Source organism: Bradyrhizobium sp. USDA 4502 (assembly GCF_054063355.1).
On record NZ_JBSSGF010000001.1, the window covers coordinates 5,189,717 to 5,215,140 of the forward strand.

Below are 25,424 nucleotides of genomic sequence, written 5' to 3' on the forward strand. Positions count from 1 at the left end.
TCGATATTGCATGGCAAGCCAGGCCACGGGTGGATGCGTATGATGTCAATGATGTACCAAGCCTATCAGAACCACATGGACCTCACGGCGCCATGGCGGACCGGGGCTGCAGCGGCGCTGAAATACCTCAATCTGGTGCCGCAGGGCGCCGCTGACCGGATGTATGGCCGGCTCGCGGCCGCGCTCGAGCTGATCTCGCGCTCCAGCCTGACCTACGCGCGGCCCCCTTATGGCATCGGCAGCGTGACGGTCGGCAACAGGGAGTTAGAGGTGACCGAGGAGGTCGCCTATGCCACGCCGTTCGGCTCGCTGCTGCATTTCAGGAAGGTGGACGGACCGGAGCAACCGCGGCTGCTCTTGGTGGCGCCGATGTCCGGGCATTTTGCCACCCTGCTGCGCGGTACCGTGAAGACGCTGCTGCAGGACCACGACGTCTACATCACCGACTGGCACAACCCGCGCGACATCCCACGCAGCAAGGGCCGCTTCGGGCTCGAGGATTACACCGACCATCTGATCGACTTCCTCGGCCAGCTCGGCCCGCGCGCGCATATGGTGGCGATCTGCCAGCCTTCGGTGTCGGCGCTGGCGGCCGCCACGATCATGTCGGAGGACAATCACCCGGCGCGGCCGGCCTCGCTCACCCTGATGGCCGGGCCGATCGACACAAGGATCCAGCCGACCAAGGTGAACGAATTCGCCAAGAGCAAGCCGATCAAATGGTTCGAGGACAATCTGATCAATTACGTGCCGATGCAGTGCAAGGGCGCGTTGCGTCAGGTCTATCCCGGCTTCGTGCAGCTCACGGCGTTCGTGTCGATGAACCTGGAGCGGCACATCAAGCAGCACATCGATCTCGCCGATCATCTCGCCAAGGGCGAGACCGCCAAGGCCGCTGTGATCAAGACCTTCTACGACGAGTATTTCGCGGTCATGGATCTGCCGGCGGAGTTTTACATCGAGACGGTGCGCGACGTGTTCCAGGAGCATCTGTTGCCGCAGGGCATGCTGATGCATCGCGGCCGCCCGGTGAATCCGGCGGCGATCCGGCGCATGGGGTTGATGACGGTGGAAGGCGAGAAGGACGACATCTGCTCGATCGGCCAGACGCTCGCCGCGCAAGACCTCTGCACCGGAGTCCGCACCTATCGCAAGGTGCATCACATGCAGGCCGGCGTCGGCCATTACGGCGTGTTTTCCGGCAAGCGCTGGAACAACGAGATCTACCCGCTGCTGCGCGACTTCGTGCATGTGAATTCGTGACAGATTCCCCGTAGCCCGGATGAAGCGAAGCGCAATCCGGGAAGGTGTTTCCGCGGAGAAGCCGCCCCCGGATTTCGCTCCGCTTCATCCGGGCTACGAAATCTCGCCTCCCGACAATGCTCCATCTGTATCGTTGCGCTCCTCGCAATGACGGTGTGGCGCTAGCCATGCCTGCCCTCGCGCAGTAGTCTCCCCGGCCACGACGACCCGCTTCCGAAGAATCGTCCAGGGAGAAACTCCATGCGCGCGCCCACTGCCTTCCGTGCCCTCACGCTTGCCGTGATCGGCGCCCTCGCCTTCACCTCAGCCGTAACTGCCGCCGAAGTCCATGTCATGATCTCGGGCGGGCTGACGGCGGCCTACAAGGCGCTGGTGCCGGAGTTCGAACGCAAGACCGGGCACAAGGTGGTGACCGCCTTCGGGCCGTCGATGGGTACCACGACGAACGCCATTCCGGTGCGGCTGGAGCGCGGCGAGCCGGCCGACGTGCTGATCATGGTCGGCTATGCGCTCGGCGATCTCATCAAGCAGGGCAAAGTGCTGGCCGACAGCCGCGTCGACCTCGTGAAGTCGCCGATCGGCATCGCGGTGAAGGCCGGCGCGCCAAAACCGGACATCGGCTCGGCCGACACCGTCAAGCAGGCGCTGCTGGCGGCGAAGTCTGTCGCCTATTCCGACAGCGCCAGCGGCGTCTATGTCTCGACCGAGATGTTCGCAAAGCTCGGCATCGCCGATCAGATGAAGGACAAGGCGCGGATGATCCCGGCGACCCCGGTCGGCGAGATCGTCGCCAAGGGCGAGGCCGAGATCGGCCTGCAGCAGATCTCCGAGCTGAAGCCGGTCGCCGGCATCGAGATCGTCGGCCCACTGCCGGAGCCGTTGCAGAAGATCACGGTGTTTTCTGCCGGGATCGCGACGGTTGCAAAGGAGCGTGAGGCCGGCAAGGCGCTGATCAGCTTCCTCGCCTCGCCGGATGCGCACGACGCGCTGGTGAAGAGCGGCCTCGATCCGATTGCGGCGGGTGGGACGCATTAGCGGCGTCCGACTCTCTCCCCGTTCTACTCCCTCCCCGTCATCCTGAGAGTCTGACTCATAAATCACCCAACCTTAGCTGCAGCCGCGAGTCTGCGGGTCAGGAGCCTGATGTGTGCAATCAGCAGCCAGGCAGCTTCGGTTGCCACCGTCGCCTCGAAGTCCTTGGCGAGGCGGCGGCATCTGCCGAACCAAGCGAATGTGCGTTCAACCACCCACCGCCTCGGCAGAAGCTGGAAGCCTTTGACGCCTTGAGGCCGCTCGACGATCTCGACAGTCCATGGACCGCAGTCTGAGAGCGCGTCGAGGAGTTGATTTCCGCGGTAGATCCGGTCGGCAAAGACGTGGCGCAGCCGGGGGAAGTTCATCCGCACGTTCTTCAGCAGCGGTACGGCGCCATGGCAGTCCTGAACGTTGGCGGGATGAACATGAACCCCGAGGAGGAGGCCATTGGTATCCGTCACAATGTGCCGCTTGCGGCCGTAGATGCGCTTGCCTGCATCGTAGCCGCGCGGTCCGCCAGCTTGCGTGGTCGGCGCACTTTGACTGTCGATCACGGCTGCCGTCGGCTTCGGTGTCCGTCCAAGCTTTTTTCGCGCCCGTCGGACAAGCACGCTGACAATCCTCTGCCACCGGCCTGTATCCCGCCATCTATAAAAATAGCCCTGCACCGTCGAATAGGGCGGGAACTCCTGCGGCAACGCCCGCCACTGGCAGCCGGTCGAAACGATATAGAGGATCGCTTCGATCACACGACGCAGCTCCGTCTTACGCGGCCGGCCGCGCCGGTTCGCTCGCGGCAACAGGCGTCTGATCAGCGCCCACTCCGCATCGGTCATATCGCTTGCATAACGCAGATCGTCCCGCCGATATTGCTCCCGAGTGATCTTGGTCCAGGGCATCGTGCTCTCCCTCGAATCTTTGCAAATCCGATGGAATCACACCCCACTGAGATCACTCACCCATTTTTCAGTCAGGCTCTGAGGAGCCTGCACTTGCGGGCGTCTCGAAGGATGCACGGCCCGGCTGGTGGCCGTCGACCCTTCGAGACGCCCGCAAGTGCGGGCTCCTCAGGGTGACGGGACTAGATGGCGACTAGATACACTACCGCCAATGATGCGCGCCGTAGGCGAGCAGCAGCACCACGACCAGCGCCAGCAGGAGGGTGGTCGACTTCCAGAACAGCACCGGGTTGCGCTCGATCAGCGGGGTCGATGACGTCGTCAGATATTTTGCGTTGGGATTGCGCAGGTCGAACAAGAATTCCGAAAAGCTCTCGTAGCGCTTGAGCGGATTGGCATGCACGGCGCGCTCCAGCGCGCCGTCGACCCAGGTCGGGACATCACGGCCGCCATGCGCGGCCGGTCGGTAGACCAGCCGGTTGAAGTCGGATCGCGTCCGTGCCCGCGCGATCTGCGCGCCGTAGGGCAAGCGTCCCGTCAGCATCTGGTAAGTGACGACGCCGAGCGAGAACAGGTCGGAGCGCGCGGTGCCGCCCTCGCCGAGGAAATATTCCGGCGCGGTGTATTGCTGGGTGCCCAGGATGTCCTCGACGCCCGCCGGCACTGCCTCGGCGACACCAGCGATCCGCGTCGAGCCGAAATCGATGATCTTCACCGTGCCGGTCCTGTCGATCATGATGTTGTCGGGCCTGACGTCCTGATGCAGCATCTCCTTGCGGTGGAAGGCGCGCAGCCCTTTTGCAATTTGCTCGGTGATGTCGCGCACCGTCTCCAGCGCCGGTGCGGGATTGTCCGTGATCCACTGCGTCAGGGTCTGACCGTCGATATATTCCATCGTGACGTAGAGGAAGTTGCGCTTGCGCTGCGGCAGAAACGGCTTCAGCACATGCGGGCTGTCGATCCGCCGAGCGACCCACTCCTCCATCACAAAGCGCTTCAGATAGGAGGGATCGTCGCGCAGGTCGATCGAGGGGATCTTGATCGTGACCGTGGTGGCGCTGTCCTCATCGACCGCGAGATAGATGTGGCTGCGGTGCGATGCGTGGAGCTCGCGCACGATGCGATAGCCGTCGAACAGCATCCGTGCGTCGAGCAGCGGCGGCAGCGGCAGTTCGGTCGGCTGGCCGAACACCTCGCCGGCATCGCCGTCGGGCAATTCGTCGATCCGGACGATCTGCACGGTGAGATTGTCCGGGCTGCCGTTCTCATAGGCCTGCTCGACGATCGATTTCGCGGCAACATCGAGATCGGCGGCGCCGTCCTTGATCGTCTTCGCCAGCTGCCGCGCTGGGACATGCTCGTAGATCCCGTCGGTCACCAGCAGGAAGATGTCGCCGCGCTCCAGCGGGAGAGCCTGGTAGTCGATCTCGAGCTGCGGGTTCACGCCGAGCGCGCGGCCGAGATAGCTCTGCTGCGAGGAGATCACGACGCGGTGGTCGTTGGTCAGTTGCTCGAGGCTGTTGCCGGCGACGCGGTAGATCCTGGAGTCGCCGACGTGGAACAGGTGCGCGGTGGTCGACCGGACGACCAGGGCGCTCAGCGTGCAGACGTAACCCTTGTCCTTGTCGTAGGGATTCTGGCTGCGCCTGGTCTGCGCGTGCAGCCAGGAATTGGTCGCCTCCAGCACCCGCTGCACCGAGGTCTTCACCGACCAGGATTCCGAGGTGCAGTAGTAGTCGGTCAGGAAGCTCTTGACCGCGGACTCGGCGGCGATGCGGCCGACGCTGCTCGAGGAGATGCCGTCGGCAAGCACCACCGCGATGCCCTTCAGGCCAAGCAGCGGCTCCTCGGGGATCAAGGCGCCGTGGAAGTCCTGATTGGCGTCCTTGCGGCCCTGATCAGAGAATTGCCCGACCGATATTGTCAGCGCGCGCGGCATCGACCGTCCCAAAGTCAATGGGGCCCTCCGCGACAGGAGAGCCCCATAAGTCGTCGAGGATCAAGCCGCGAGGCGCTGGCGCTTCGGCGCCGTCTTCACATGCGTGGTGTAGAGCGTGAGCCCGGTGAAGGCGAGGCCGCCGGCGAGGTTGCCCAGCACGGTCGGGATCTCGTTCCAGATCAGGTAGTCCATGATCGAGAACTTCGCATGCAGCATCAGTCCCGACGGGAACAGGAACATGTTCACCACCGAATGCTCGAACACCATGTAGAAGAACACCAGGATCGGCATCCACATCGCGATCACCTTGCCGGGCACCGTGGTGGAGATCATCGCCCCGACGACGCCGGTCGAAACCATCCAGTTGCAGAGCATGCCGCGGATGAACAGCGTGGCCATGCCGGCCGCGCCATGCGCCGCGTAGCCCAGCGTCCGGCCCTCGCCGATGTTGCCGATGGTCATGCCGACCTTGTCGGGCTCCTGCGTGAAGCCGAATGTCGTGACAAAGGCCATCATGAACGCCAGCGTGAGCGCGCCTCCGAAATTGCCGATGAACACGAGAGCCCAGTTGCGCAGCACGCCGCCGAGCGTAACGCCGGGGCGCTTGTCGAGCAGCGCCAGCGGCGAGAGCACGAACACGCCGGTCAATAGATCGAAGCCCAGCAGATAGAGCATGACGAAGCCGACCGGAAACAGCAATGCTCCGACAAGCGGCTGACCCGTATTGACGTTGATCGTCACGGCAAACCAGGCTGCCAGCGCGAGGATCGCGCCGGCCATATAGGCGCGGATCACGGTGTCGCGGGTCGACATGAAGATCTTGGATTCGCCGGCATCCACCATCTTGGTGACGAATTCGGACGGAGCGAGATAGGCCATTCGTAAAATCCCCTTGCGCAATTCGGCCGCGCCGGTTGCCTGCCGGAAGCGACGCGGGTTGGTTGAAATGCTCGTCCGTCCGGGGAGATGGGGCTGCAACGATTGCTCGAGACGCCCGGGCCGGGCACCTTGATCCCCTCGCCTCGGCCAGCACTGGCCTCGGCAATCCGGAGAACGGCAGTCGTCATTGACTGGTGCAATCAAAAGCAATGGATGTGCCAAGCGGCGACGCTGGCGCTTGGCTTTAAATCCCTGTTAATACAATGAGTTAGGCTGGTGGCGCAGGAACCGCATGGCGCGATGGCGCGGAATTATGCAGCATGCCCAGATGTCGCCCAGAGGATGCGCGCCCCTCCATCACCGTCATCCCCGCGCAAAGGCTTCGCCTTTGTCGCTGGGGTGACGGGGAAAGGGTCGATACGCACCGCTACGTCACTTCACCTCGGTGCGGACCGGCGCGCCCTTCAGCCCGTTGTTGTCGTAGGCCTTGCGGAGCGTGCCGTTGGCGATCGCCTCCGTCATGAACCTGGTGGCGAAGGCCGCGGCGAGCGGATGGTTGAGCGGTACCGCGACCGCGGTGACGGTCTGCTTGAAGGTCTCGTGCAGCACGCGCGTGCCCGGGATCTTCTTCGCCATCGCATTGAGCTGATCGCGCGACAATGCGAAGGCGTCGATCTCGCCGCTCTTCAGCAGATTGAAGATCTCGTCATAGGTCTGATAGCCCGTGACCTTGGCGTGCTTGAGATGGGCGATCGCGCCGCGCATCGTGGTGGTGGCATTGACGGCGGCGACCTTGACGCCGTCCTGGTCGAGCGTGGCGAAATTCGTGATCGTCGAGCCGGGTTTGACGATATAGGTGGCGTCGGCAACCTCGTAGATCGGCCCGAACGTCATCTTGGTCTCGCGCTCGGGATCCTTGGGCAGGAAGGTGATGTCCCAGGTGTTCTTAGCCGCCGCGTCGGTGATCTGGCCGGAATTCTGGTGCACGACATATTCGACGGGGACGCCGAGTTGCGCCGCCATCTCGCGGCCGAGGTCGACGGGAACGCCCGCATAGCCGTTCTCGGTCTTGGTCGACCAGAACGCGCCGCCGGCCGGGCTGATCGCGATCGCGACCCGGAGCTTTCCGGTCGGCGCGATCTGATCCTTCAAGGCGTCGGCATCCGCTGATGTGGCCATGACAATCACTCCCAGAACGAAGCCAGCCAGACGCAGCAGTCGAGACGACATCGGACGTCCTCCACACCGAATCTTGCTGTCCGGCAGGCGCGCAACAAACCGCACGGCGCGGCCTTGTGCAAGCGCCGGTTCTCGCAAGGGAGCTATCCGTATCGGCCTATCTCACGCGGATGGTGATTTTTTCGGAGACGACCGGCGGGCTGAATGGATAGTGCTTGGCGTCGCCCAGCACCAACTGCAGGGTGTGCTTGCCGGGAGCCAGATCGAGCTGCGTCTCGGTCTGGCCCGCACCGAAGTGCAGATGAGACTTGTCCGACGGAATCGGCTCATTCGCATTCAACGGCTCATTCACGTCGATCAGAAGGTGGTGATGGCCGCTGTTCGGGTAGTCGTCGCCGGCATGGGTGACGCCCATGTTGCGCAGCCCAAAGCGGCACCAGAACGGGCTTTTCAGCTTAGCGCCGTCGCGTGGCCAGATGAAATACAGCTTGGTGTCCTTGCCGGCCGGCTTGTTCTGCGCGTCGGCCGGGGCCGCGAACAGCGTCAGTGCCGCAGCGAGCATGATCAAGCCCAAACTTTTCATAGCCCCTCCATGAAGCCTGGCGATCAGGGATGATCGCTCAGGGAGACAGCGCAACCCGGAGACCGTGGGTCGGATAACGGACATTGGTGTCGTAATTATCGCGATTGGCCGGACGCACATAGCGTGCGTCATTCTTCCACGAGCCGGAGCGGATGACATGGGAGGCGCAGTCGCCGCCGGACCAGACCGCACCGTCGGTCGGCGCGCCCTGGTAATTCCTGTGCCAGCAATCCTCGACCCATTGATCGACCCCGCCGCCCATGTCGTAGAGGCCGAACGGATTCGGCTTGTAGCTGCCGACCTTGACCGGCTGCTCGGCCGAACTGTCGCCGCCGCAATCCTTGCATCCGGCGTGGCCCGATTGCACCTGGTCGCCCCACCAGTACTTCGATTGCGTTCCGCCGCGCGCCGCGTATTCCCACTCGGCTTCGCTCGGAAGCCGGTAGGGCTTCTTGGTGCGCTCGGCGAGCCAGGTCACATATTGCTTCGCGTCGCTCCAGCTCACATTGGTGACCGGAACGTCGTCCTTGCCGCTGGCCGTGAAGCCACAGGCCTTGGCCGTTGCGCAGGCGTTCCATTCGCGGACCGTGACCGGATACTTGCCCATGGCAAAGGGCTTGACCGTCACCCGGCGGATCGGCCGCTCCGACGGATCGTCATTGCTTCCCATCGAGAAGCTGCCGGCTTGAAGTGAGACCAGTTCGGGCTCCGGCAGCTCCGGGGTAGGGCTCGCCGAGGGCGCGGGTTGAGGCGACGCTTGCTGTGTCGGTGCCGCCGGGGTCGGACTTGCGGTTTGGGTCGGAGCCGGGCTTGGTGCCGGCGGCTGGACGGCAGGCGATGCCGCCGGTGCCGGAGGCGCCTGTGCCACATCGGCCGGCTTGCCGCGCGGTTGCGCCAGCAGATACCACAGCACGCCTCCGGCGATGATCGCGACCGCCAGTCCGAGCAGCGTGAGCAGGACGGACTCGCGGCGCCTGCGCGTCCGTTGGTACGCAGCGGCGTCCGGCAGCACACGATAAACCCGGACCGGATCGGTGATGTTCTTGACCTTGCGGTCGCCGAGCGATTCGTATCCGCAGACCATCTTGTGCTTGATCTGCTCGTAGATGCCGCCGGAAATAAAGACATCACCCGGCGCTGCGATCCCTTCCAGGCGCGAGGCCACGTTGACGCCGTCGCCATAGATATCGTCGGGCTCGATGATGACGTCGCCGAGGTTGACGCCGATCCGGTACTCGATCCAGTGATCTCTCGCGATCGCCGCGTTGCGGCCGATCATGTTCTGCTGGATGACGATGCTGCAGCGGACGGCCTCGACCGGACTGTCGAACATCGCGATAAAGCCGTCGCCGGTGGTCTTGACCAGCTTGCCGTGGTGCTCGGCAATGGTGGGCTCGATCAGATCGCGCAGGGTCCGCTTGACGCGCGTATGCGTGCCTTCCTCATCGAGCTGCATCAACCGGCTGTAGCCGGCGATATCGCCCGCTACGATCGCCGCGAGGCGCCGCGGCATTGAATCGCCGGGAGGCTGGGTATTGTCGGCCTGTGACCGGCCTGACTTGAAGTCGCGAATTTCTCCCATAGCGCTCCGGCTGCTCCGCAAAGACGTGTTCAAGGCGCAACCGGCGCCTTCGTCCCCGAGGCCCGTTTCAACCTACCACACCTGCGGGTCGGGACAAAGTTCGCGAAGCGTGACCATGTCACGGTTGTCCGCCGTCGGCCGAGGCCCGCCGGTCGGGCGGGCACGCCTCGTCGCAACGGCAAACGGGCGGCAAAACGCCTGCGTCAGCCCGCCTGCGCGGCCGGGGTGCGGATCTCGCGCGGCAGGATGATCGCGGCGGCGATCGCCAGCAGGCAGAGCGCCGCGAACGCGCGCAGCATCATCGAGAAGCCACCCTGGTCGTACAGCCATGCCACCAGGCCGACGGACGCGCCGGCCGCGGTGAAGCCGACGAAATAGCGCACCGCATAGGCGCGCGAGCGCCATTCCTCGGTGGTGTACTTGCCGACCATGGCATCGTTCACCGTGACCTGCCCGAACGCGCCCATCACGATGCCGATCGAGACCACGATCAGCGGCAGGTTGTTTAGGCTCGCCGCCAGATAAAGGAACGGCGCCAGCAGGAACGACAGCGGCAGCGCCACCGTCTTCAGCGAATATCTGTCGAGCAGCTTGCCGATGGTGTACTGCGTCATCGCGCCGAACACATAGACCCCGGCCGCGATCACGCCGAGCAGCGCCGGGCTCTTGGTCAGGTCGGCGAGCCGTTCGGCGAACAGCTTCGGCAGCGCCACCGTCACCGCGTTGAAGGTGGTGGAGATCGCGATCACCACGATCAGCAGCGACAGCACCACCCGCCACATGTCCTCCTTGGCGACCCGCACCTGCGCTGCGGCCTGCCTGGAGCCCTTGCGGTCCTCATGCACCACCGTCATCGCAAAGGCGATGCCGATCAGCACGGTGACCGTGCCGGGCACGATGAAGGCCCAGCGCCAGCCGAGATACTGGCCGATCACGCCGGTGACCAGCGCCGACGAGGCAACGCCGAGATTGCCCCAGACGCCGTTGATCCCCATCTGGGCGCCGAGCTTCTCGGCATAGGACACGATCATCGCGGTGCCGACCGGATGATAGATCGAGGCGAAGACGCCGATCGCCAGCAGCGCGGCGCCGAGCTGCAGCGGCGTCTGCACGAAGCCGACCGAGATCATCGACAGGCCGATGCCGACAAAGAAGATCACCATCATGTGGCGGCGGCTCCAGCGGTCGCCGAGCCAGCCGGTGATCAGCGAGCCGGCGCCGAAGGCGATGAAGCCCGGGGTCGCATAGGGCAGCAGTTCCGAATAGGCCATGCCGAGCGCCGGGCCCATGATAATGACGGCGGCGGCGAAGATCAGCATCGCGTAGTGATCGATGAAATGGGCGGCGTTGACGAAGGTGATCACCCGGCTTGGACTGTTGCTAGGACTGTTCATCGGCACGTCTCTCACGCGATTCTTCAATTGCTCGAAAATAGGTTATAGGTGCTTGTCCTGACGGGATGTCGCCAATGACTATCGCTGAGCCGCCAATAAGAGCCCTCCACCAGGACCGGCGCGTCACCGGGGACGGCGTGCATCTGGTGGCGCGCACCTACCGCAAGGGCGTCCGGCTCGACCCGCACATGCACCGCGAGGCACAGCTGGTCTATGCCGCCAGCGGCACCATGCAGGTGACGACGCCGAAGGGGCGCTGGCTGGTGCCGCCGGACCGCGCGGTGTGGGTCCCTGCCCTGCTCCCGCACGCGATCGACGTGCTTGCCGACATCGAGATGCGCACGCTGTATTTCGACCAGGCCTGGCTCGCGCGCGAAAAGCGCAGTGACAGCCTCGACCACGAATTCGTGGTGCGGGTGTCGCCGCTGGTGCACCAGGCGATCCTCGCGCTGTTCGACGCCTCATGCGGACGCGAGCGCACCGATCTGTTGATCCGCCTCGTGATGCTGGAGCTGCACCAGGCCGAGGACTCCGCGACCTTCATCCCGTTGCCGCAGGAGCCGCGCTGCCGCCGCGCCGCCGACCTCGTGCTGGCCGATCCGACGCAGGACCACGACATCGATGCGCTGGCGCGCACCGTCGGCACCTCGGCGCGGACGCTGTCGCGGCTGTTCTCGGCGGAAACGCAGCTCTCGTTCAAGAGCTGGTGCCAGCGCGCCCGCATCGCGGCCGCGATCGAGCGCCTGTCGAGCAGCGCGAATGTTTCGGTCAAGCAGGTCGCCTCCGACCTCGGCTATGCCAGCGTACCGGCATTTTCCCACGCGTTCCGCCAGGTTACCGGCAAGACACCGACCGCGTTCGCGGAGAAAACGTGCGAGAAAACGTGAACCGGGTTTGTCACCGGGCGCAGCGACGACGAATTATACCGCTGTCGCGCTGCGACATATTTCCGTACGATCCATGCGCTTGATTGCTGTGCTCCCGACCTTAAATCCCGTGTAAGGTCCGGCTTCATTGGATACGACCTGCTGGATACGACCTGCTCATGGCCAATGCCTTCTTCTCCGATCTGCTCTCGACGATTTCCGAACGCGGCCGCGTCCTGCTCGGCCGCGCCAGCCCGGCCAACGACAAGCAGGATGCGTCCGAACTGCTGGAATTGTGCGAAGCACTGCTGTCCGGCCGCGGCGAAGCCTCCGGCACCGCGATGGCGCGCGAAGTACTCGACCGCTACCACCACCTCGATGCCGCCGGACGGCTGTCGTTCTTCCAGACGCTGGCCCGCGATTTCGGCCCCGATCACGCCAAGCTGGCGCAGGCGATCGAAAGCTGGCGCGCCAAAGCCAATGGCGACGACGCCAGCGACCTGCATTTCGCCTCCGAGCCGCGCCGCCAGGAATTGATCCGCCGGCTCAATCGCGCGCCGGGCGGCACTGGCGAGCTGGTGTCGATCCGCTCGGATCTGCTTTCATTGATGAAGGGCAACAAGGACCTTGCCGCGCTCGATCGCGACGTGGTGCATCTGCTCTCGTCCTGGTTCAACAGGGGATTCCTCGTGCTGCGCAGGATAGACTGGTCGTCTCCGGCCAATATTCTGGAGAAGATCATCCGTTATGAGGCGGTGCACGAGATCCGCGATTGGGACGATCTGCGCCGCCGCATCGATCCGATCGATCGCCGCTGTTACGCCTTCTTCCATCCGGCGCTGGCCGACGAGCCGCTGATCTTCGTCGAGGTCGCGCTCACGGAAGCCATCTCGGGCGCAATCGCGCCGCTGCTGGCCGAAGAGCGCGAGCCGGTGCCGGTCGAGCGCGCCCGCACCGCAGTGTTCTATTCAATCTCCAACACCCAGCGCGGCCTTGGCGGCATCTCCTTCGGCAGCTTCCTGATCAAGCAGGTGGTCGAGGAGCTGCGCCGCGAATTGCCGAAGCTCGACAACTTCGTGACTCTGTCGCCGGTGCCGGGCTTCATGCAGTGGGTCAAGCAGGCCGACGACGTGCCGCTCACAGAGGAGGACCGCCAGCTGCTGGAAAGCCTCGGCAAGCCCGACTGGTTCGAGAACGCCGAGCTCGCCACCCAGCTGCGCGCCGTGCTGGAGCCGCTTGCCGCCTACTATTTCCTGAAGGCGCGCACGCCGAAGGGACGACTGATCGATTCGGTCGCGCGCTTCCATCTCGGCAACGGCGCACGCTTGGAGCGGATCAACTGGCTCGGCGACCTCTCACCCAAGGGCCTGCGCGAATCCGCCGGCATCATGGTCAACTACCTCTACCGCCTCGACGACATCGAGAAGAACCACGAAGCCTACGCCAACAATGGCGAGGTGATCGCCTCGAGCGCGGTGAAGAAGCTGTTGAAGGGCGAAGGCCGGCGGCTGCTGGACATGCGGTTGGGGTAGGACGCCGCTCTATCCACGTCATTGCAACGACGACTGGGAGCGCTCGCATTCCAACACCGTCATCCCCGCGCAATGGCTTCGCCATTGTCGCTGGAGGTGCGAGCGGAGCGAGCCTCGAAGGATGCACGGCCCGGCCGGTGGCCGTCGATCCTTCGAGACGCCGCTTTGCGGCTCCTCAGGATGACGGGGCGACAGCAATGACGTCCCAGCATTCATCATGGCCGCCGCCTAGAACCTCGCCCGCGCCATCAGCCGCACCGTCCGCCCCTGTCCCGGCGAGATATTGTTGTTGCCGTCGGCCGACGCCCAATAGCCCTTGTCAAAAATGTTCTCGACGTTGAGCTGGGCGCTCCAGGTCTCGTCGATCTTGGCATAGATCGCCGCATCGAAGCGCACGAAGCCCGGCAGCCGCACCGTGTCGTCGGACGAGGCGAAGGAATCGCCGAAATAGATCACGCCGAGCGCGGCCGCCCACATCGGCGTGAACTGATACTTGTTCCACCAGGCAAACTGATTGTACGGCACCAGCTGGACGCGGTTGCCGGGTACGACGGTCGCCGAGGTCGCGCCGGTGATCTTCGCGTCGGTGTAGGCATAGGCCAGCGACGACTGCCACTGCTCGGTGACATAGCCGGTCAGGCTCGCCTCGACGCCTCGCGTGAGCGTGCTGCCGGAGGGAAAGAAGAAGCCGGGATTGTTGCCGTCGGCGATCGGCTGGTTGGTGCGGTTCAGATTGTAGACCGCGGTCGAGAACAGCAGCTTCGGATTGATGTTCCACTTCATGCCGAGCTCGACATTCTCGAAGCGCTGCGGCTGCAGGATCAGGGTGCCGTCGTTCAGCGCGCTGAACTGGTCGCCCGAGGCCGGCAGGAACGAGACGCTGTAGGCGGTATAGACCGACATCGAATCGATCGGCTTGATGATCAGGGCGCCCTGCGGCGACACCAGATTGTCGACGCGATTGCGATTGATGTTGGTGTTCATGTCGGTGGCCGACATGTCGTAGCGATCGAACCGCGCGCCGGCGATGATCTGCACGGCGCGCGAAATCTCGATGGTGTCCCTGAGATAGCCGGACTGGATGTTCAGCGCGTAGCGGCTGTTCGAATCGGGCGTGGTGACGCCGTCGCTATTGGTGCCGGTGAGGTGGTGAAGAAACGTCACCGGGCCGAAATAGGTCGGCGCGAACGGGTTCTGCACGATGGTGTTGGTTCCGTTCGGGAACACGCCGGTGTTACGGATATCGACGCCGGTCTGCCGGCCGAACTCGGTGCCGAAGCCGACCGTGTGGAACAGCGGCCCGGTCCAGGTCTTGTAGGTGAAATCGGTCTGGTTGAAGACATTGTCGCGGTTCGTCGTGTGCTGATAGGCGCCGAGGTTGACCGCGGTGTCGGCGGGATTGACCGCGCCGGCGAGCGGGCCGCCGGTCGGATAGACGTTCTGATAGAATTTCTGGTAGTCGGCGGCGATGGTGCCGTTGCGCACCGTCAGCCCGTTCTCGAAATCGTGCTCGATGATGGCCATGCCGGTCTGCACCGTCGCCTGCGCAGTGTTCAGGCTTGGGCTGCCGAAGAAGGTCGAGAAGTCGCCGTTCGGCGCGAACGGCGTGGTCGGGTTGAAGCGGGTCGCGCCGCCCGGCAGACCCTGCGAGGGATTGCCGCGATCGGCGGTGCGCTCGTCGTGAAAGTACTCGTAGCTCAGTTTGATTTTGGTGTTGTCGTCGGGCTTCAGCGTCACCGTCGGATTGATGCCGTAGCGCTCCAGATGATTGAAATCGCGGAAGGCGTCGGCACCCTCGTAGAACACGTTGAGCCTTGCTGCGACGTTGTCGTTGATCGCCTGTCCGGCATCGAGGCTGACGCGGCGATCGCCCCACGAGCCGGTCTGCGCCGTCGCCTCGTAGACGCGGTTGCCGTCGGCCTCCTTGAGGGTGCGGTTGAGCAGGCCGCCGCCGGCGCCGCGGCCGAAGGTTAGTGCGCTCGGCCCCTTCAGCACCTCGATGCTCTGGGCGTTGTACATGTCGCGGAAATACTGCACGTCGTCACGAAAGCCGTTGACGAAGAAGTTGGCGCTGGAATCGACGCCGCGGATCACGAGCTCGTCGCGATTGCCCTCGCCCTGGTGCACGGCAACGCCGGGGACATAGCGGGTGACGTCGGTGAGGCCCTGATAGTTCTGGTCACGGATCTGCTCCCGCGTGATCACGTTGAGCGATTGCGGGATGTTGACGATGGCGGTGTTGGTCCTGGTCGCAACCGACGTGCTGTTGGTGAAATAGCCCGATGTGCCGGTGCGGGCGTCCTGCGATTCCGCGAACGGTTTTGCCGCCGCCGCGGGCGCGATCCGCCGTGCCGTCTGGGTGCGGCGGCCTCGTGCTGCGGCGGTGTTACGCGATGTCGACGGCGCGCTGCGGCGGCGTTGCGTGGCCGGCGGGGTGACGGTCACCGGCGGCAGCGACGAGGCGCCGGCCTGCGACGGCGCCGATTGCGCCTGTGCGGCAGATGTTGCGAGCGGAACGCTCAGCGCGAGATAGCTCGCCGTGAGCAGCGCAAGCAAGACAGTGCGACGATGGGCTTGTGTTCTTGATGTCATGACGTCGTCCCCAAGCAACTCTCGCCTTCGCTGAAGGCGATGCGCCGTCCTCTAGAGAGGTGAGGCGCTGTGCGTCCAGACGACGGGCGCGAGAAAATTTTTGCGTGACGACGGAATAAAATCGCGACGAATGGACGCGGATACACCTCGCGGCGAGCGCAGGGTTGGAAAAGTCAAGGATGCGAATGGTTTCTGTTGGCTTCCGGATTTGCGCCTGGAAACGAAGAGCGGCGCTTGCGCGCCGCACTTCTTGTAGCGATTCCAGATTGTAGCGGTTCTAAAACGATCAGGACGTCGCGGTCACGCGGTTGCGGACCGCGGCCGCAACCCCGCCGGCAGATGCGCATCGATCCAGCCGGTGATCGCACGCTCGTTGCGATGGTAGAGCAGGCCTGCGGCGATCACGGCAATGCCGATCAGCGACAGCGAGAACGGAAACCACAGCGAGTCCTTGAAGACGACGTCGGCGAGATGGCCGAGATAGAGGCAGATTCCGAACGCGCCGAACACCGCATAGGCGCGCCGCATCAAAATCACGGCGATCACGATCAGGCCGACATTGAGCAGGCAGTACACCGCCTTGCTCAATTCGGTTGAGCCTTCGGACGCGCTAATTCCGCCCCAGAACGCCATCAGGCCGAACAGATGCAGCCAGAACGCAAAGTCGCCGTTGCGGCTGCGATAGTCCACGATCCACGCGACCGCGAGCACGGCAAGCCCGAACCAGATCGACACCCTGCGGCGCATCTCGAAATCGGCGTGAGCCACGCCGCTCAACCACGGCGCCAGGTCCATCGACATGAACCACAGCGCGACCGAGATGATCGCGACGATGAAGGCGAAGCGGTAGTAGCGCAGCGCCACGACGCCGGCGGCGACGGTCGCGATCTCCATGAAGATCCAGCTGCCCTTCACCCAGACGTAGAAGTCCTGCACGGTTCCCGGCTTGCCGAACTTGCCCCACCAGCCAAGCTCGTCCTGGATGCCGTAGACCGCGAGCGGCGCCATCGAGACCGCGATCGCGATCAGCAGGCCGCCGGGAACCCGCAGATTCTTGTCGTGCCAGAGGTGGTGACCCGCCACGCTGAACCCGACCGCATAGGCGATCGCGCATGCCGTGAGCGCGCGGCCGCCCATCTGGGTGAAGGCCAGGGTCGAGAACAGGCCCATGGCACCGATCACGATGAGCGCGCCGGCGTACCAGAGCACATGCGCGGCATCGAATTTGGCGGCGGGACTTGCATCGCCCGCCGGCCCCTGCCCGGCGCTGCTCGCCAGGAAAGCGAGCAACCGTTCCAGATCGGCGGGGCTGATCACTCCGGCATTGGCGGCGTCCCGGAGATCCTTGGCTGAATATGGCATACGGCTATCCTCACGGCCGGTTTTTGCGCCTGCTCCCGATCATCCGGGACAAAGACGCCCTGTTCTCATGAGTATATCCGGAAATGAGCAACGTTCAATAATTTCTTGAGCATTGCTCACATTATTTTGCGAGCAAGCTCATGCCCACCCCGCGCCCAGCGGATCGGCACTCGCGGGCCGGACTTAGTCCGCCAGCGCCTTCATCTCCTTGTAGAGATCGGATTTGCCCTCGAAGCCGATGCCCGGAAGGTCGGGCATCACGATGTGGCCACCCTCGACGCGCACGCCATCCGGGAACCCGCCATAGGGCTGGAACAGGTCGGGGTAGCTCTCATTGCCGCCGAGGCCGAGGCCGGCCGCGATGTTGAGCGACATCTGGTGGCCGCCATGCGGAATGCAGCGGCTCGGCGACCAGCCGTGGGTCTTCAGCACCTCGAGCGTGCGCTGATACTCGCAGAGCCCGTAGGACAGCGCGCAATCGAATTGCAGCCAGTCGCGGTCCGGCCGCATGCCGCCGTAGCGGATCAGGTTCCGCGCATCCTGGTGGCTGAACAGGTTCTCGCCGGTCGCCATCGAGCCGGGATAGAACTCGGCCAGCGCGGCTTGCAGCGCGTAGTCGAGCGGGTCGCCGGCCTCCTCGTACCAGAACAGCGGATACTCACGCAACATCTTGGCGTAGGCGATCGCGGTTTCCAGATCGAAGCGGCCGTTGGCGTCGACCGCAAGCTGCGCCGCGCTGCCAATCTCCTTCAGCACCGCCTCGATGCGCTCGCGGTCCTCGCCAAGCGACGCGCCGCCGATCTTCATCTTCACGACGTTGTAGCCGCGGTCGAGATAGCCACGCATCTCCTTGCGCAGCGCGCCGAGGTCCTTGCCAGGATAGTAGTAGCCGCCGGCTGCGTAGACGAAGACGCGCGGATTGGCTGATAGCCCGTGGCGCTCGGCGAGCAGCCGGAACAGCGGCTTGCCCGCGATCTTCGCCACCGCGTCCCACACCGCCATGTCGATGGTGCCGACCGCGACCGAGCGCTCGCCATGGCCGCCCGGCTTCTCGTTCGACATCAGCGTCGACCAGACCTTGTCCGGATCGAGATTGCCGCCATCGGCATCGAGCAGCGATTTCGGATCGGCTTCCTTGAGGCGCGGCGCAAAGCGCTCGCGGATCAGACCGCCCTGCCCGTAACGGCCGTTGGAATTGAAGCCGTAACCGACCACCCGCTTGCCGTCGCGCACCACGTCGGTGACCACGGCCACCAGGCTCGAGGTCATCTTCGTGAAGTCGATATAGGCGTTGCGGATCGGCGAGGAGATCGGTTTTGTGATTTCGCGGACGTCGACGATGCGGACGGACATGGCGCTGCTTTCGCAATTTGTTAGGCACGTCATTCCGGGGCGATGCGAAGCATCGAACCCGGAATCTCGAGATTCCGGGTCTGGTCCTTCGGACCATCCCGGAATGACGGTTGCTACGTCTTGTCCCGGAAATACGGCTCGACCGGCCCGTGCACCTTGATGGTCAGCGGATTGCCGTAACGGTCCTTGGCGTTACCCGCGGTGACGCGGACCCAGCCTTCGCTGATGCAGTACTCCTCGACATTGGTCTTCTCGACACCCTTGAATCGGATGCCGACATCGCGGGCGAGAATATCCGCATTGTAGTACGGGCTGTTCGGATCGACCGAGAGGCGGTCGGGGAATTGGTCGTTGGTGTCGTTGTCGTCGCTCATAGCAGCGCCTCGATATCCTTCCTCAATCCTTCGGGCCGGGCGGTCGGCGCATGCCGCGCCACGACCTTGCCGGCGCGATCGACCAGGAACTTGGTGAAGTTCCATTTGATCGCGGGCCCGAGCAGGCCCGACTTCTCACGTTTCAGGTGTTCGTACAATGGATGCGCACCTGAGCCATTGACGTCGATCTTGGCGAACATCGGAAACGTCACGGCGTAGTTGGTCTCGCAGAACGCGGCGATCTGCTTCGCATCGCCCGGCTCCTGCGCGCCGAACTGGTTGCAGGGGAAGCCGAGCACGGCAAAGCCGCGCGCCGAGAGGCCGGCGTGCAGCTCCTGCAGGCCCTTGTATTGCGGCGTGAACCCGCAGGCGCTCGCCGTGTTCACGATCAGCAGCACCTGGCCCTCGAACCGCTGCAGCGGCACGTCGTCGCCGGCGAGCGACTTGGCGGTGAAATCGTAAACGGTCGCCATCTCAACTGACCGGATCGATCGGAGACGACGGCGTGCCACCGGCCTCGAGCGCTTCACCAGCGGCAAGGCAGAGATCCTCGCGGTAGCGTCCGGCCACCAGTTGCACGCCGACCGGAATCCGTCCGACGAGACCGGTGGAGACGACGAGCCCGGGAAGCCCCATGAACGGGATCGCGATCTGCGGCAGCTGCGCGTGCCACACCCGCGCGAACGACGCCTCGTCCTTGCGGTCGAGATGGTCGGGGAACGGTAGCTCGCCGGACACCGGCATCAGCAGCACCGGATATTTCTCGAAGAAGGCGAACCATTCGCGCGTCAGGGTCGCGCGGCGGGTCAGTGCCTGCGACAGGTCGAACGGATGCACCCGGGCGCGGACGCCGCGCAGGCAGGCCAGTGCGCCGGGATCGCCCTCGCGCTCGGCGAAGGCGAGCTGGGCCTCATAGCCGTCGCCGAGCCAGAGCCGGGTCTGGATTTCGGCCGCCTCGCGCAAGGACGGCGTGTTTGCAACTTCCTCGACGATCCAGCCGGCCTTCTGCAAGCGCTTGCCGGCGTCGGCCACCGCGGCGATCACTTCCGGCACCGGATCGAGACCATCCGGATTGAGGCACATCGCAACGCGCTTCTCGCGCGGCGGACCCTCAAGCGGCACCGGCGCATACCAGGGATCGCGATAGTCCGGCGCCGACATCGCCGCGAGCGAAATGCGCAGATCGTTGACGGTGCGCGCCAGCGGGCCCGACACCGCGCTGATCTGCGGGCCGATCGGCCGCTCCGGCAAAGCCGAATTGAAGGCCGGGATGCGGCCCATGCTTGGCCGCAGGCCGTGCACGCCGCAGGCATAGGCCGGATAGCGCACCGAGCCGGCGATATCGGTGCCGTGCGCGATGTGGCCGATGCCGGCCGCGACCGCGGAGCCCGCGCCGCCGGACGAGCCGCCCGGGGTGATGCCGGGATCGCGCGGGTTCTTGGTGTCGCCGTGAATGAGGTTTGTGGTGAACCAGCGGTAGGAGACCGCCGGACAATTGGTGCGGCCGAGCAGCACCGCGCCGGCCTTGCGCAGATTGGCGACCACCGGGTTGTCGACCTTGGCGATGACATCGCGCTGCGCCTTCAGCCCGTTGGTGGTGGCGTAGCCCTCCTGGTCGACATTGACCTTGATGGTAACGGGTACGCCGGCGAGCGGCCCGACCGCCTCGCCGCGCGCGATGGCCGCATCGATCTTGGCCGCCTGCGCCAGCACGTCGTCCGGCCGGTGATCGACCACCGCGTTGAGCTTCGGGTTGACCGCGTCGAGCCGGGCGAGCCCGGCCTCCGCTGCCTCCTTCGCCGACACCTTCTTCGATCTGATGAGGCTGGCGAGCTCGGCCGCCGACAGACGCCAAATATCCTGCATGTGCAACTCCGTGTGACGCTGCGTTTTAGCGCCGCGCGGAGAACATGGCCAGCGGTCCGCCGCCTGATGTTTCAGCGGACATGCGCGATGTAATAGGCAAGGTCGCCGATCTGCTCCTTGGTGACCGTTTGCATCACGTCGGCCATGGTGGCGTCATAGCCATGGCGGCTGTTGTCCTTGTATTCGGCCAGCGTCTTGGCGAGGTAGTCCTCGCGCTGGTTGGCGATGCGCGGGACATTCTCCTTGCCGGAGAAATCGGTGTTGTGGCAGCTGTTGCAGCGGTTCTGCTGCGCCAGCGCCTGGCCCCGCGCCATCCGCGCCGGATCGCCGGCGTCAGCGGGCGGCGTGGGCTTCGGCAGGGTCGCGATGAAATCCGAGAAGCTGCGCAAATCGTCGTCGGTCAGCGGCTTCGCCATCTCGTTCATCGGGTCGAACACCCGCAGCTTCTCGCGGAACATGAAGAGCTGGATCAGCGCATAGGGCGCCGTCTGGCCGCCAAGCGACGGCGTGTTCTCGGTCTCCGACGTGCCATGCTCGCCATGGCAGGCAAAGCACGCCGCGGCGCGCTCCTGGATGGTCTCGGCATTTGCGGAAAGAGCGGATGCAAACAGGAGCACAGGGATCATGAACTTACGCATCGGCTGCTCCTGACTTTCAGTGTCATTCCGGGGCGCCCGAAGGGCGAACCCGGAATCTCGAGATTCCGGGTCTGGTGCTGTCGCACCAGCCCGGAATGACGTTGGTGGTTGTTACTGATTGGCGACCTTCGGCTTGCCGTAGCTGACGCGATAGACCGCGCCGTTCCAGTCGTCGGAGACCAGCAGCGAGCCGTCCTTCAGCAGCATCACGTCGACCGGGCGGCCGACATACTTGTTGTCTTCGAGGAAGCCGGTCAGGAACGGCTCCATCGACTTCACGGTGCCGTCCTTGTTCAGCCTGACGGCGACCACGTCACCACCCTGCTTCTGCGACTTGTTCCAGGAGCCGTGACGCGCGACGAAGATCACGTTCTTGTAGGTCTTCGGGAACATGCTGCCGGTGTAGAAGCGCATGCCGAGCGACGCGGTATGCGGGCCCATCAGGCCGACCGGCGCGGTGTAGTCCTTGCAGGTCTTGCCCCAGCCGAGCTCCTGGTCGATGATGTTGCCCTGGTAGCAGTACGGCGCGCCGAAATCCTCGCCCGCCTTGGTGATGCGGTTGAGCTCGTCTTCCGGCACCGTCTCCGACAGCCAATCGCGGCCGTTGTCGGTGAAGTACATCTGCTTGTTCTCGGGATTCCAGTCGAAGCCGACCGTGTTGCGCACGCCGAGCGCGTAGACCTCGGCGCCGGAGCCATCGAGATTCATGCGGCGGATCTGGCCGTGGTCGGCATCATGCAGCACGTTGTTGCCGGGCTGTCCGACCGGAACATAAAGCTTGTTGTCGGGACCGACGGCGATGAACTTCCAGCCATGCGCCTCGTCCTTCGGCAGCTTGTCGTAGATGACGGTGGGCTTCGGCGGGTTATCCAGATTGTCCTCGATCTTGTCGATCTTGGAGACCTTCGAGAGTTCGGCGATGTAGAGCGTGCCGTCCTTGAAGGCGACGCCGTTCGGACGATAGAGGCCGGAGGCGATCACCTTGACCGAGCGCTTGCCGTCCTTGTTGACGATCGCATAGACCTTGTCGACGAGGCGGCTGCCGACGAACACCGTGCCCTTGTCGCCGAGCGCCAGCGAGCGCGCATTGGCCATGCCGGCCGCATAGACCTCGACATTGAAGCCGGCCGGCGCCTTGAGCTTGGCGAGCGGCAGCTTGTCGGGCGCGGACGGCAGCGGCGGCGGCGCCACCGGCGCGAGCTTGGCGGCGGCTTCATTGTCCGGACGCCCGATCAAGGGCGAGCCAGGCGGCAGCGGCTGGGCGGCGGGGGCGGCACCTGCCGCCGGCGCGGCCGGCTGTTGCGCCGCAGCAGAGAGCGTGAACGCCCCGAGCATGGCCCCCGCGAGCAGCAAGCTGCGCGGTGCGAACGAGTGTTTTTTCATGAAGATCTCCCCTGGGTGGAAGCCGTTGTTGATTGCGCCATTGACGTCACGCGGCGCGGTTCGGCTTTCCGTTCATAGTCTTGCGAATTTGTCCGGACAATTGCAATCGGAAACATGCTGGCATCGGCCAACGCATGGTTGTGGCCGCGCGGCGGGCCAGCGCGCGTCAGTGCCTTGTCATCGAATGGTCCGGGCGATCGAGAATCGCCTCGGTGAATGGAAACTCCAGCACGACCTCGCCCTCGTCGTCGGTCACCTCGATCACGGCGCTGAGCAGCGCGCCATCGGCGCCCTCGGTCTTGAGCAGTTCGCGAATCATCGCCCGCGCCATTTCCCACGCACGATCGGGGTCCCGCAGGATTTCGCCGTCGGGATCGGAGATCAGCTCGTCACCGATACGGGTGTTGAAGAAATAGCGTGGCATCGGCTGAACTCGGCTCGGTTAGTCGCCTCCCGTCACGGGGAAGCATGGATCGCCACCGGGACCTTCGGAGGACCGCGGGCTGCTGTTTACTTATTCCAACATCACCATTCACCGTGTGGCGAACAACAGGAAAAAGGTCTGATGCCACGGGCTTTTGACGGGAAACGCGCGCACAAATTTGTGAGTGGGTAAGATTTGCTTGCCGCAGTGCAGCATGCCCTTCGAGGCGGCACCTTACAGAAAATTTAACTGGCGAACTTTTCCAACCACAGTAGTTTACTCTGCAGGGCGGAAAGTTCGTCCGGTTGCAACAAGGAGAGCCAAATGGCCTGGAAAGCACCGAAGATCGTCGAAGTGTCGGTCGGCATGGAAATCAACATGTATATGTGCGCAACCCGCAAGTAAGCGGCAGCGCCCTCTACACGTTTAGCGTTTTAGCGCAGGTGGACATCCGGGCGTAACGCGCTCCCGAGCAAGGGAGTGTGTTTCAAATCCGGGGTCCACCTCGTAACGTTTCTGGGTCCAACAAACTTCTCCAGGGCCAAGCTTCTCCAGGGGACGGATCATGCTTCGTGTCGTCGTCCTGGGTGCCGCGGCGGGTGGCGGCGTTCCGCAGTGGAACTGCGGCTGTGCCGTCTGCAGGACGGCGCGAAGCGACCATCCCGAGCTGCAGAGCACGCAAGCCTCGATCGCCGTCAGCGGCGATGGCGTGCACTGGTTCCTGGTCAATGCATCCCCGGATCTGCGCCAGCAGTTGATTGCCACGCCACAGCTGCATCCGAAGCACGGCGCACTGCGCCATAGCCCGATCGCGGGCGTCATCCTCACCAATGGCGAGATCGACGCGGTCGCCGGGCTATTGTCGATGCGCGAGGGTTCGCCGTTCACGATCTACGCGCATGAGCGGGTGCTTGCGATCCTGCGTTCGAACAGCATCTTCAACGTGCTCAGCGACAAGAACGTCGAGCGCCGGCCGATCGCGGTCGACCAGGCCTTCGAACCGGCCCTGCCCGACGGATCGCCGTCCGGGCTCGAGGTGCTGCCGTTTGAGGTTCCCGGCAAGGGCGCGTGGTATCTTGAGGGCAAGGCGCATCCGGCGGGCGCCGACGGCGTCGGCGATACGCTCGGCCTGCGTATTGCGGACCGGCGCAGCGGCAAATATTTCTATTTCCTGGCCGCCTGCGCACGGGTGACTGACGACCTGAAATCGCGGCTCAAGGGCGCCCCGCTGGTGTTTTTCGACGGCACGGTGTGGCGCGACGACGAACTGATCGCGGCGGGCCTTGGCAACAAGACCGGCCAGGGCATGGGCCATATCGCGATGTCGGGCGATCAGGGTGCGATCGAAAGCCTCGCCGGGCTCGACATCGGACGAAAAGTGTTTTTGCATATCAACAACTCCAACCCGGCGCTGCTTGGGACCTCGGCCGAACGCAAGGCGGCCGAACAGGCGGGCTGGCAGATTCCCTCCGACGGAACGGAGATCGTGCTGTGAATGTCGTGCTGACCTCAGGAATGACCGCGCTCTCGATCGGCAAGGGCATCACGCTCGACACTGCCGAGGAGATGGAGGCGACGCTGCGCACGATCGGTGCCACGCGCTATCACAGCCTGCACCCGTTCCACCGCCTGCTGCACGGCGGCAAGCTCAACAAGGGCCAGGTCCAGGCCTGGGCGCTGAACCGCTATTACTACCAGAGCACGATCCCGCTGAAGGACGCGATGGTGATCTCGCGCTTCCGCGACCGCAATACAAGGATCGAATGGCGCCACCGCATCGAGGATCATGACGGAGATCTCGGCAATGAGGGCGGCATCGAGCGCTGGCTGAAGCTGACCGAGGGCCTCGGCCTCGACACGGCCTATGTGGAGTCCACCGAAGGCATTCTGCCGGCGACGCGCTTTGCCGTCGAAGCCTATGTGCATTTCTGCCGCGATCGCACGCCGCTGGAAGCGATCGCCTCCTCGCTCACCGAATTGTTCGCGCCGAACCTGCACGAGGAGCGCATCTCGGGGATGCTGAAGCACTACGACTTCGTCAACCCCGACATCATGAGCTATTTCAGCCGCCGCCTGACCCAGGCGCCGCGCGACGCCGGTTTCGCGCTCGACTATGTCAAGCAGCACGCCAAGACGCCGGCGGAGCGCGAAGCGGTCTGCAACGCGCTGATCTTCAAGACCAACGTGCTGTGGGTGCAGCTCGACGCGCTGTATCATGCGTATGTCGACGGCCAGATTCCGCCCGGCGCCTTCGTGCCGAAGACAGGTTAGAGACAACATC

The 25,424-nt window shown here is 64.3% G+C and carries 23 protein-coding genes; 7 read left to right on the plus strand and 16 right to left on the minus strand.

The window, feature by feature from the left end; genetic code table 11:
- Positions 1-39 precede the first annotated feature (39 nt).
- A complete protein-coding gene (locus tag ACVW1B_RS24250; protein WP_310883489.1) occupies positions 40-1,263 on the plus strand; it encodes a polyhydroxyalkanoate depolymerase in 1,224 nt (407 codons plus the stop codon).
- A gap of 240 nt (positions 1,264-1,503) precedes the next feature.
- A complete protein-coding gene (locus tag ACVW1B_RS24255; protein ID WP_310883488.1) occupies positions 1,504-2,298 on the plus strand; it encodes a substrate-binding domain-containing protein in 795 nt (264 codons plus the stop codon).
- A gap of 62 nt (positions 2,299-2,360) precedes the next feature.
- Here ACVW1B_RS24255 and ACVW1B_RS24260 read toward each other — a convergent pair whose 3' ends face one another.
- The 7 genes from ACVW1B_RS24260 to ACVW1B_RS24290 form a co-directional block, all read right to left on the minus strand.
- Positions 2,361-3,197, minus strand: coding sequence for an IS5 family transposase (locus tag ACVW1B_RS24260; RefSeq protein WP_225164260.1), 837 nt, complete (start codon positions 3,195-3,197; stop codon positions 2,361-2,363).
- A gap of 202 nt (positions 3,198-3,399) precedes the next feature.
- Entirely contained in the window at positions 3,400-5,136 is a 1,737-nt protein-coding gene (locus tag ACVW1B_RS24265) for a bifunctional protein-serine/threonine kinase/phosphatase (RefSeq protein ID WP_310883478.1), read from the minus strand.
- A 60-nt stretch (positions 5,137-5,196) separates the two neighbouring features.
- Positions 5,197-6,015 (minus strand): formate/nitrite transporter family protein, encoded by an 819-nt coding sequence (locus tag ACVW1B_RS24270; RefSeq protein ID WP_310883477.1) that lies wholly within the window; start codon positions 6,013-6,015, stop codon positions 5,197-5,199.
- Between the two features lie 432 nt (positions 6,016-6,447).
- Positions 6,448-7,194: a transporter substrate-binding domain-containing protein gene (locus ACVW1B_RS24275; protein WP_456822310.1), complete on the minus strand. Its 747-nt coding sequence runs from the start codon at positions 7,192-7,194 to the stop codon at positions 6,448-6,450.
- Between the two features lie 157 nt (positions 7,195-7,351).
- Positions 7,352-7,777 carry a DUF4399 domain-containing protein gene (locus ACVW1B_RS24280; RefSeq protein WP_092085737.1) on the minus strand — a complete coding sequence of 142 codons (426 nt, stop codon included), beginning with the start codon at positions 7,775-7,777 and terminating at the stop codon, positions 7,352-7,354.
- 37 nt (positions 7,778-7,814) lie between these two features.
- A complete protein-coding gene (locus ACVW1B_RS24285) occupies positions 7,815-9,359 on the minus strand; it encodes an SUMF1/EgtB/PvdO family nonheme iron enzyme (protein WP_310883475.1) in 1,545 nt (514 codons plus the stop codon).
- 203 nt (positions 9,360-9,562) lie between these two features.
- Positions 9,563-10,753, minus strand: a complete 1,191-nt coding sequence (locus ACVW1B_RS24290; RefSeq protein WP_253607465.1) for an MFS transporter — start codon at positions 10,751-10,753, stop codon at positions 9,563-9,565.
- Positions 10,754-10,827: 74 nt separating this feature from the next.
- Here ACVW1B_RS24290 and ACVW1B_RS24295 point away from each other — a divergent pair, with 74 nt between their 5' ends.
- Both ACVW1B_RS24295 and ACVW1B_RS24300 read left to right on the plus strand, forming a co-directional pair.
- Positions 10,828-11,640 carry an AraC family transcriptional regulator gene (locus ACVW1B_RS24295; RefSeq protein ID WP_310883474.1) on the plus strand — a complete coding sequence of 271 codons (813 nt, stop codon included), beginning with the start codon at positions 10,828-10,830 and terminating at the stop codon, positions 11,638-11,640.
- A gap of 158 nt (positions 11,641-11,798) precedes the next feature.
- A complete protein-coding gene (locus ACVW1B_RS24300; RefSeq protein WP_310883473.1) occupies positions 11,799-13,151 on the plus strand; it encodes a malonyl-CoA decarboxylase in 1,353 nt (450 codons plus the stop codon).
- A gap of 228 nt (positions 13,152-13,379) precedes the next feature.
- On the opposite strand, the gene ACVW1B_RS24305 is transcribed toward ACVW1B_RS24300, so the two are convergent.
- The 9 genes from ACVW1B_RS24305 to ACVW1B_RS24345 all read right to left on the minus strand — a co-directional run bounded on the left by ACVW1B_RS24305 (position 13,380) and on the right by ACVW1B_RS24345 (position 23,143).
- Complete coding sequence (locus ACVW1B_RS24305; RefSeq protein WP_456792674.1) at positions 13,380-15,743, minus strand: TonB-dependent receptor; 2,364 nt, start codon at positions 15,741-15,743, stop codon at positions 13,380-13,382.
- A 300-nt stretch (positions 15,744-16,043) separates the two neighbouring features.
- The gene (locus ACVW1B_RS24310) at positions 16,044-17,105 is read right to left on the minus strand and encodes a hypothetical protein (RefSeq protein WP_310882996.1); all 1,062 of its coding nucleotides are present in this window, start codon (positions 17,103-17,105) and stop codon (positions 16,044-16,046) included.
- 183 nt (positions 17,106-17,288) lie between these two features.
- On the minus strand, positions 17,289-18,458 hold the full coding sequence (locus ACVW1B_RS24315) for a mandelate racemase/muconate lactonizing enzyme family protein (protein ID WP_456779546.1): 1,170 nt from the start codon (positions 18,456-18,458) through the stop codon (positions 17,289-17,291).
- Positions 18,459-18,571: 113 nt separating this feature from the next.
- On the minus strand, positions 18,572-18,832 hold the full coding sequence (locus ACVW1B_RS24320; RefSeq protein WP_253625786.1) for a DUF3297 family protein: 261 nt from the start codon (positions 18,830-18,832) through the stop codon (positions 18,572-18,574).
- Positions 18,829-19,305: a glutathione peroxidase gene (locus ACVW1B_RS24325; RefSeq protein ID WP_168856944.1), complete on the minus strand. Its 477-nt coding sequence runs from the start codon at positions 19,303-19,305 to the stop codon at positions 18,829-18,831. The genes ACVW1B_RS24320 and ACVW1B_RS24325 overlap by 4 nt, the downstream gene beginning before the upstream one ends.
- A 1-nt stretch (position 19,306) precedes the next feature.
- The gene (locus ACVW1B_RS24330) at positions 19,307-20,698 is read right to left on the minus strand and encodes an amidase family protein (RefSeq protein WP_310882994.1); all 1,392 of its coding nucleotides are present in this window, start codon (positions 20,696-20,698) and stop codon (positions 19,307-19,309) included.
- Positions 20,699-20,769: 71 nt separating this feature from the next.
- Positions 20,770-21,336, minus strand: a complete 567-nt coding sequence (locus tag ACVW1B_RS24335; protein ID WP_253625784.1) for a c-type cytochrome — start codon at positions 21,334-21,336, stop codon at positions 20,770-20,772.
- A gap of 111 nt (positions 21,337-21,447) precedes the next feature.
- Complete coding sequence (locus ACVW1B_RS24340; protein WP_156436013.1) at positions 21,448-22,719, minus strand: PQQ-dependent sugar dehydrogenase; 1,272 nt, start codon at positions 22,717-22,719, stop codon at positions 21,448-21,450.
- A 166-nt stretch (positions 22,720-22,885) separates the two neighbouring features.
- On the minus strand, positions 22,886-23,143 hold the full coding sequence (locus ACVW1B_RS24345) for a DUF6894 family protein (RefSeq protein ID WP_310882993.1): 258 nt from the start codon (positions 23,141-23,143) through the stop codon (positions 22,886-22,888).
- 324 nt (positions 23,144-23,467) lie between these two features.
- On the opposite strand from ACVW1B_RS24345, the gene pqqA reads away from it, so the two are divergent.
- From pqqA to pqqC, 3 genes are all read left to right on the plus strand, one after another.
- Positions 23,468-23,548, plus strand: coding sequence for a pyrroloquinoline quinone precursor peptide PqqA (gene pqqA, locus ACVW1B_RS24350; RefSeq protein ID WP_035635412.1), 81 nt, complete (start codon positions 23,468-23,470; stop codon positions 23,546-23,548).
- Between the two features lie 160 nt (positions 23,549-23,708).
- Positions 23,709-24,638 carry a pyrroloquinoline quinone biosynthesis protein PqqB gene (gene pqqB / locus ACVW1B_RS24355; RefSeq protein WP_310882992.1) on the plus strand — a complete coding sequence of 310 codons (930 nt, stop codon included), beginning with the start codon at positions 23,709-23,711 and terminating at the stop codon, positions 24,636-24,638.
- Between the two features lie 20 nt (positions 24,639-24,658).
- Positions 24,659-25,414, plus strand: coding sequence for a pyrroloquinoline-quinone synthase PqqC (pqqC, locus tag ACVW1B_RS24360; RefSeq protein WP_057015091.1), 756 nt, complete (start codon positions 24,659-24,661; stop codon positions 25,412-25,414).
- Positions 25,415-25,424 lie beyond the last annotated feature (10 nt).

Bases quoted from the DNA above. Each gene is read 5' to 3' on its own strand.
- ACVW1B_RS24250 (WP_310883489.1), top strand. From the start codon at position 40: ATGATGTCAATGATGTACCAAGCCTATCAGAACCACATGGACCTCACG.
- ACVW1B_RS24255 (WP_310883488.1), top strand. From the start codon at position 1,504: ATGCGCGCGCCCACTGCCTTCCGTGCCCTCACGCTTGCCGTGATCGGC.
- ACVW1B_RS24260 (WP_225164260.1), bottom strand. From the start codon at position 3,197: ATGCCCTGGACCAAGATCACTCGGGAGCAATATCGGCGGGACGATCTG.
- ACVW1B_RS24265 (WP_310883478.1), bottom strand. From the start codon at position 5,136: ATGCCGCGCGCGCTGACAATATCGGTCGGGCAATTCTCTGATCAGGGC.
- ACVW1B_RS24270 (WP_310883477.1), bottom strand. From the start codon at position 6,015: ATGGCCTATCTCGCTCCGTCCGAATTCGTCACCAAGATGGTGGATGCC.
- ACVW1B_RS24275 (WP_456822310.1), bottom strand. From the start codon at position 7,194: ATGGCCACATCAGCGGATGCCGACGCCTTGAAGGATCAGATCGCGCCG.
- ACVW1B_RS24280 (WP_092085737.1), bottom strand. From the start codon at position 7,777: ATGAAAAGTTTGGGCTTGATCATGCTCGCTGCGGCACTGACGCTGTTC.
- ACVW1B_RS24285 (WP_310883475.1), bottom strand. From the start codon at position 9,359: ATGGGAGAAATTCGCGACTTCAAGTCAGGCCGGTCACAGGCCGACAAT.
- ACVW1B_RS24290 (WP_253607465.1), bottom strand. From the start codon at position 10,753: ATGAACAGTCCTAGCAACAGTCCAAGCCGGGTGATCACCTTCGTCAAC.
- ACVW1B_RS24295 (WP_310883474.1), top strand. From the start codon at position 10,828: ATGACTATCGCTGAGCCGCCAATAAGAGCCCTCCACCAGGACCGGCGC.
- ACVW1B_RS24300 (WP_310883473.1), top strand. From the start codon at position 11,799: ATGGCCAATGCCTTCTTCTCCGATCTGCTCTCGACGATTTCCGAACGC.
- ACVW1B_RS24305 (WP_456792674.1), bottom strand. From the start codon at position 15,743: ATGACATCAAGAACACAAGCCCATCGTCGCACTGTCTTGCTTGCGCTG.
- ACVW1B_RS24310 (WP_310882996.1), bottom strand. From the start codon at position 17,105: ATGCCATATTCAGCCAAGGATCTCCGGGACGCCGCCAATGCCGGAGTG.
- ACVW1B_RS24315 (WP_456779546.1), bottom strand. From the start codon at position 18,458: ATGTCCGTCCGCATCGTCGACGTCCGCGAAATCACAAAACCGATCTCC.
- ACVW1B_RS24320 (WP_253625786.1), bottom strand. From the start codon at position 18,832: ATGAGCGACGACAACGACACCAACGACCAATTCCCCGACCGCCTCTCG.
- ACVW1B_RS24325 (WP_168856944.1), bottom strand. From the start codon at position 19,305: ATGGCGACCGTTTACGATTTCACCGCCAAGTCGCTCGCCGGCGACGAC.
- ACVW1B_RS24330 (WP_310882994.1), bottom strand. From the start codon at position 20,698: ATGCAGGATATTTGGCGTCTGTCGGCGGCCGAGCTCGCCAGCCTCATC.
- ACVW1B_RS24335 (WP_253625784.1), bottom strand. From the start codon at position 21,336: ATGCGTAAGTTCATGATCCCTGTGCTCCTGTTTGCATCCGCTCTTTCC.
- ACVW1B_RS24340 (WP_156436013.1), bottom strand. From the start codon at position 22,719: ATGAAAAAACACTCGTTCGCACCGCGCAGCTTGCTGCTCGCGGGGGCC.
- ACVW1B_RS24345 (WP_310882993.1), bottom strand. From the start codon at position 23,143: ATGCCACGCTATTTCTTCAACACCCGTATCGGTGACGAGCTGATCTCC.
- pqqA (WP_035635412.1), top strand. From the start codon at position 23,468: ATGGCCTGGAAAGCACCGAAGATCGTCGAAGTGTCGGTCGGCATGGAA.
- pqqB (WP_310882992.1), top strand. From the start codon at position 23,709: ATGCTTCGTGTCGTCGTCCTGGGTGCCGCGGCGGGTGGCGGCGTTCCG.
- pqqC (WP_057015091.1), top strand. From the start codon at position 24,659: ATGACCGCGCTCTCGATCGGCAAGGGCATCACGCTCGACACTGCCGAG.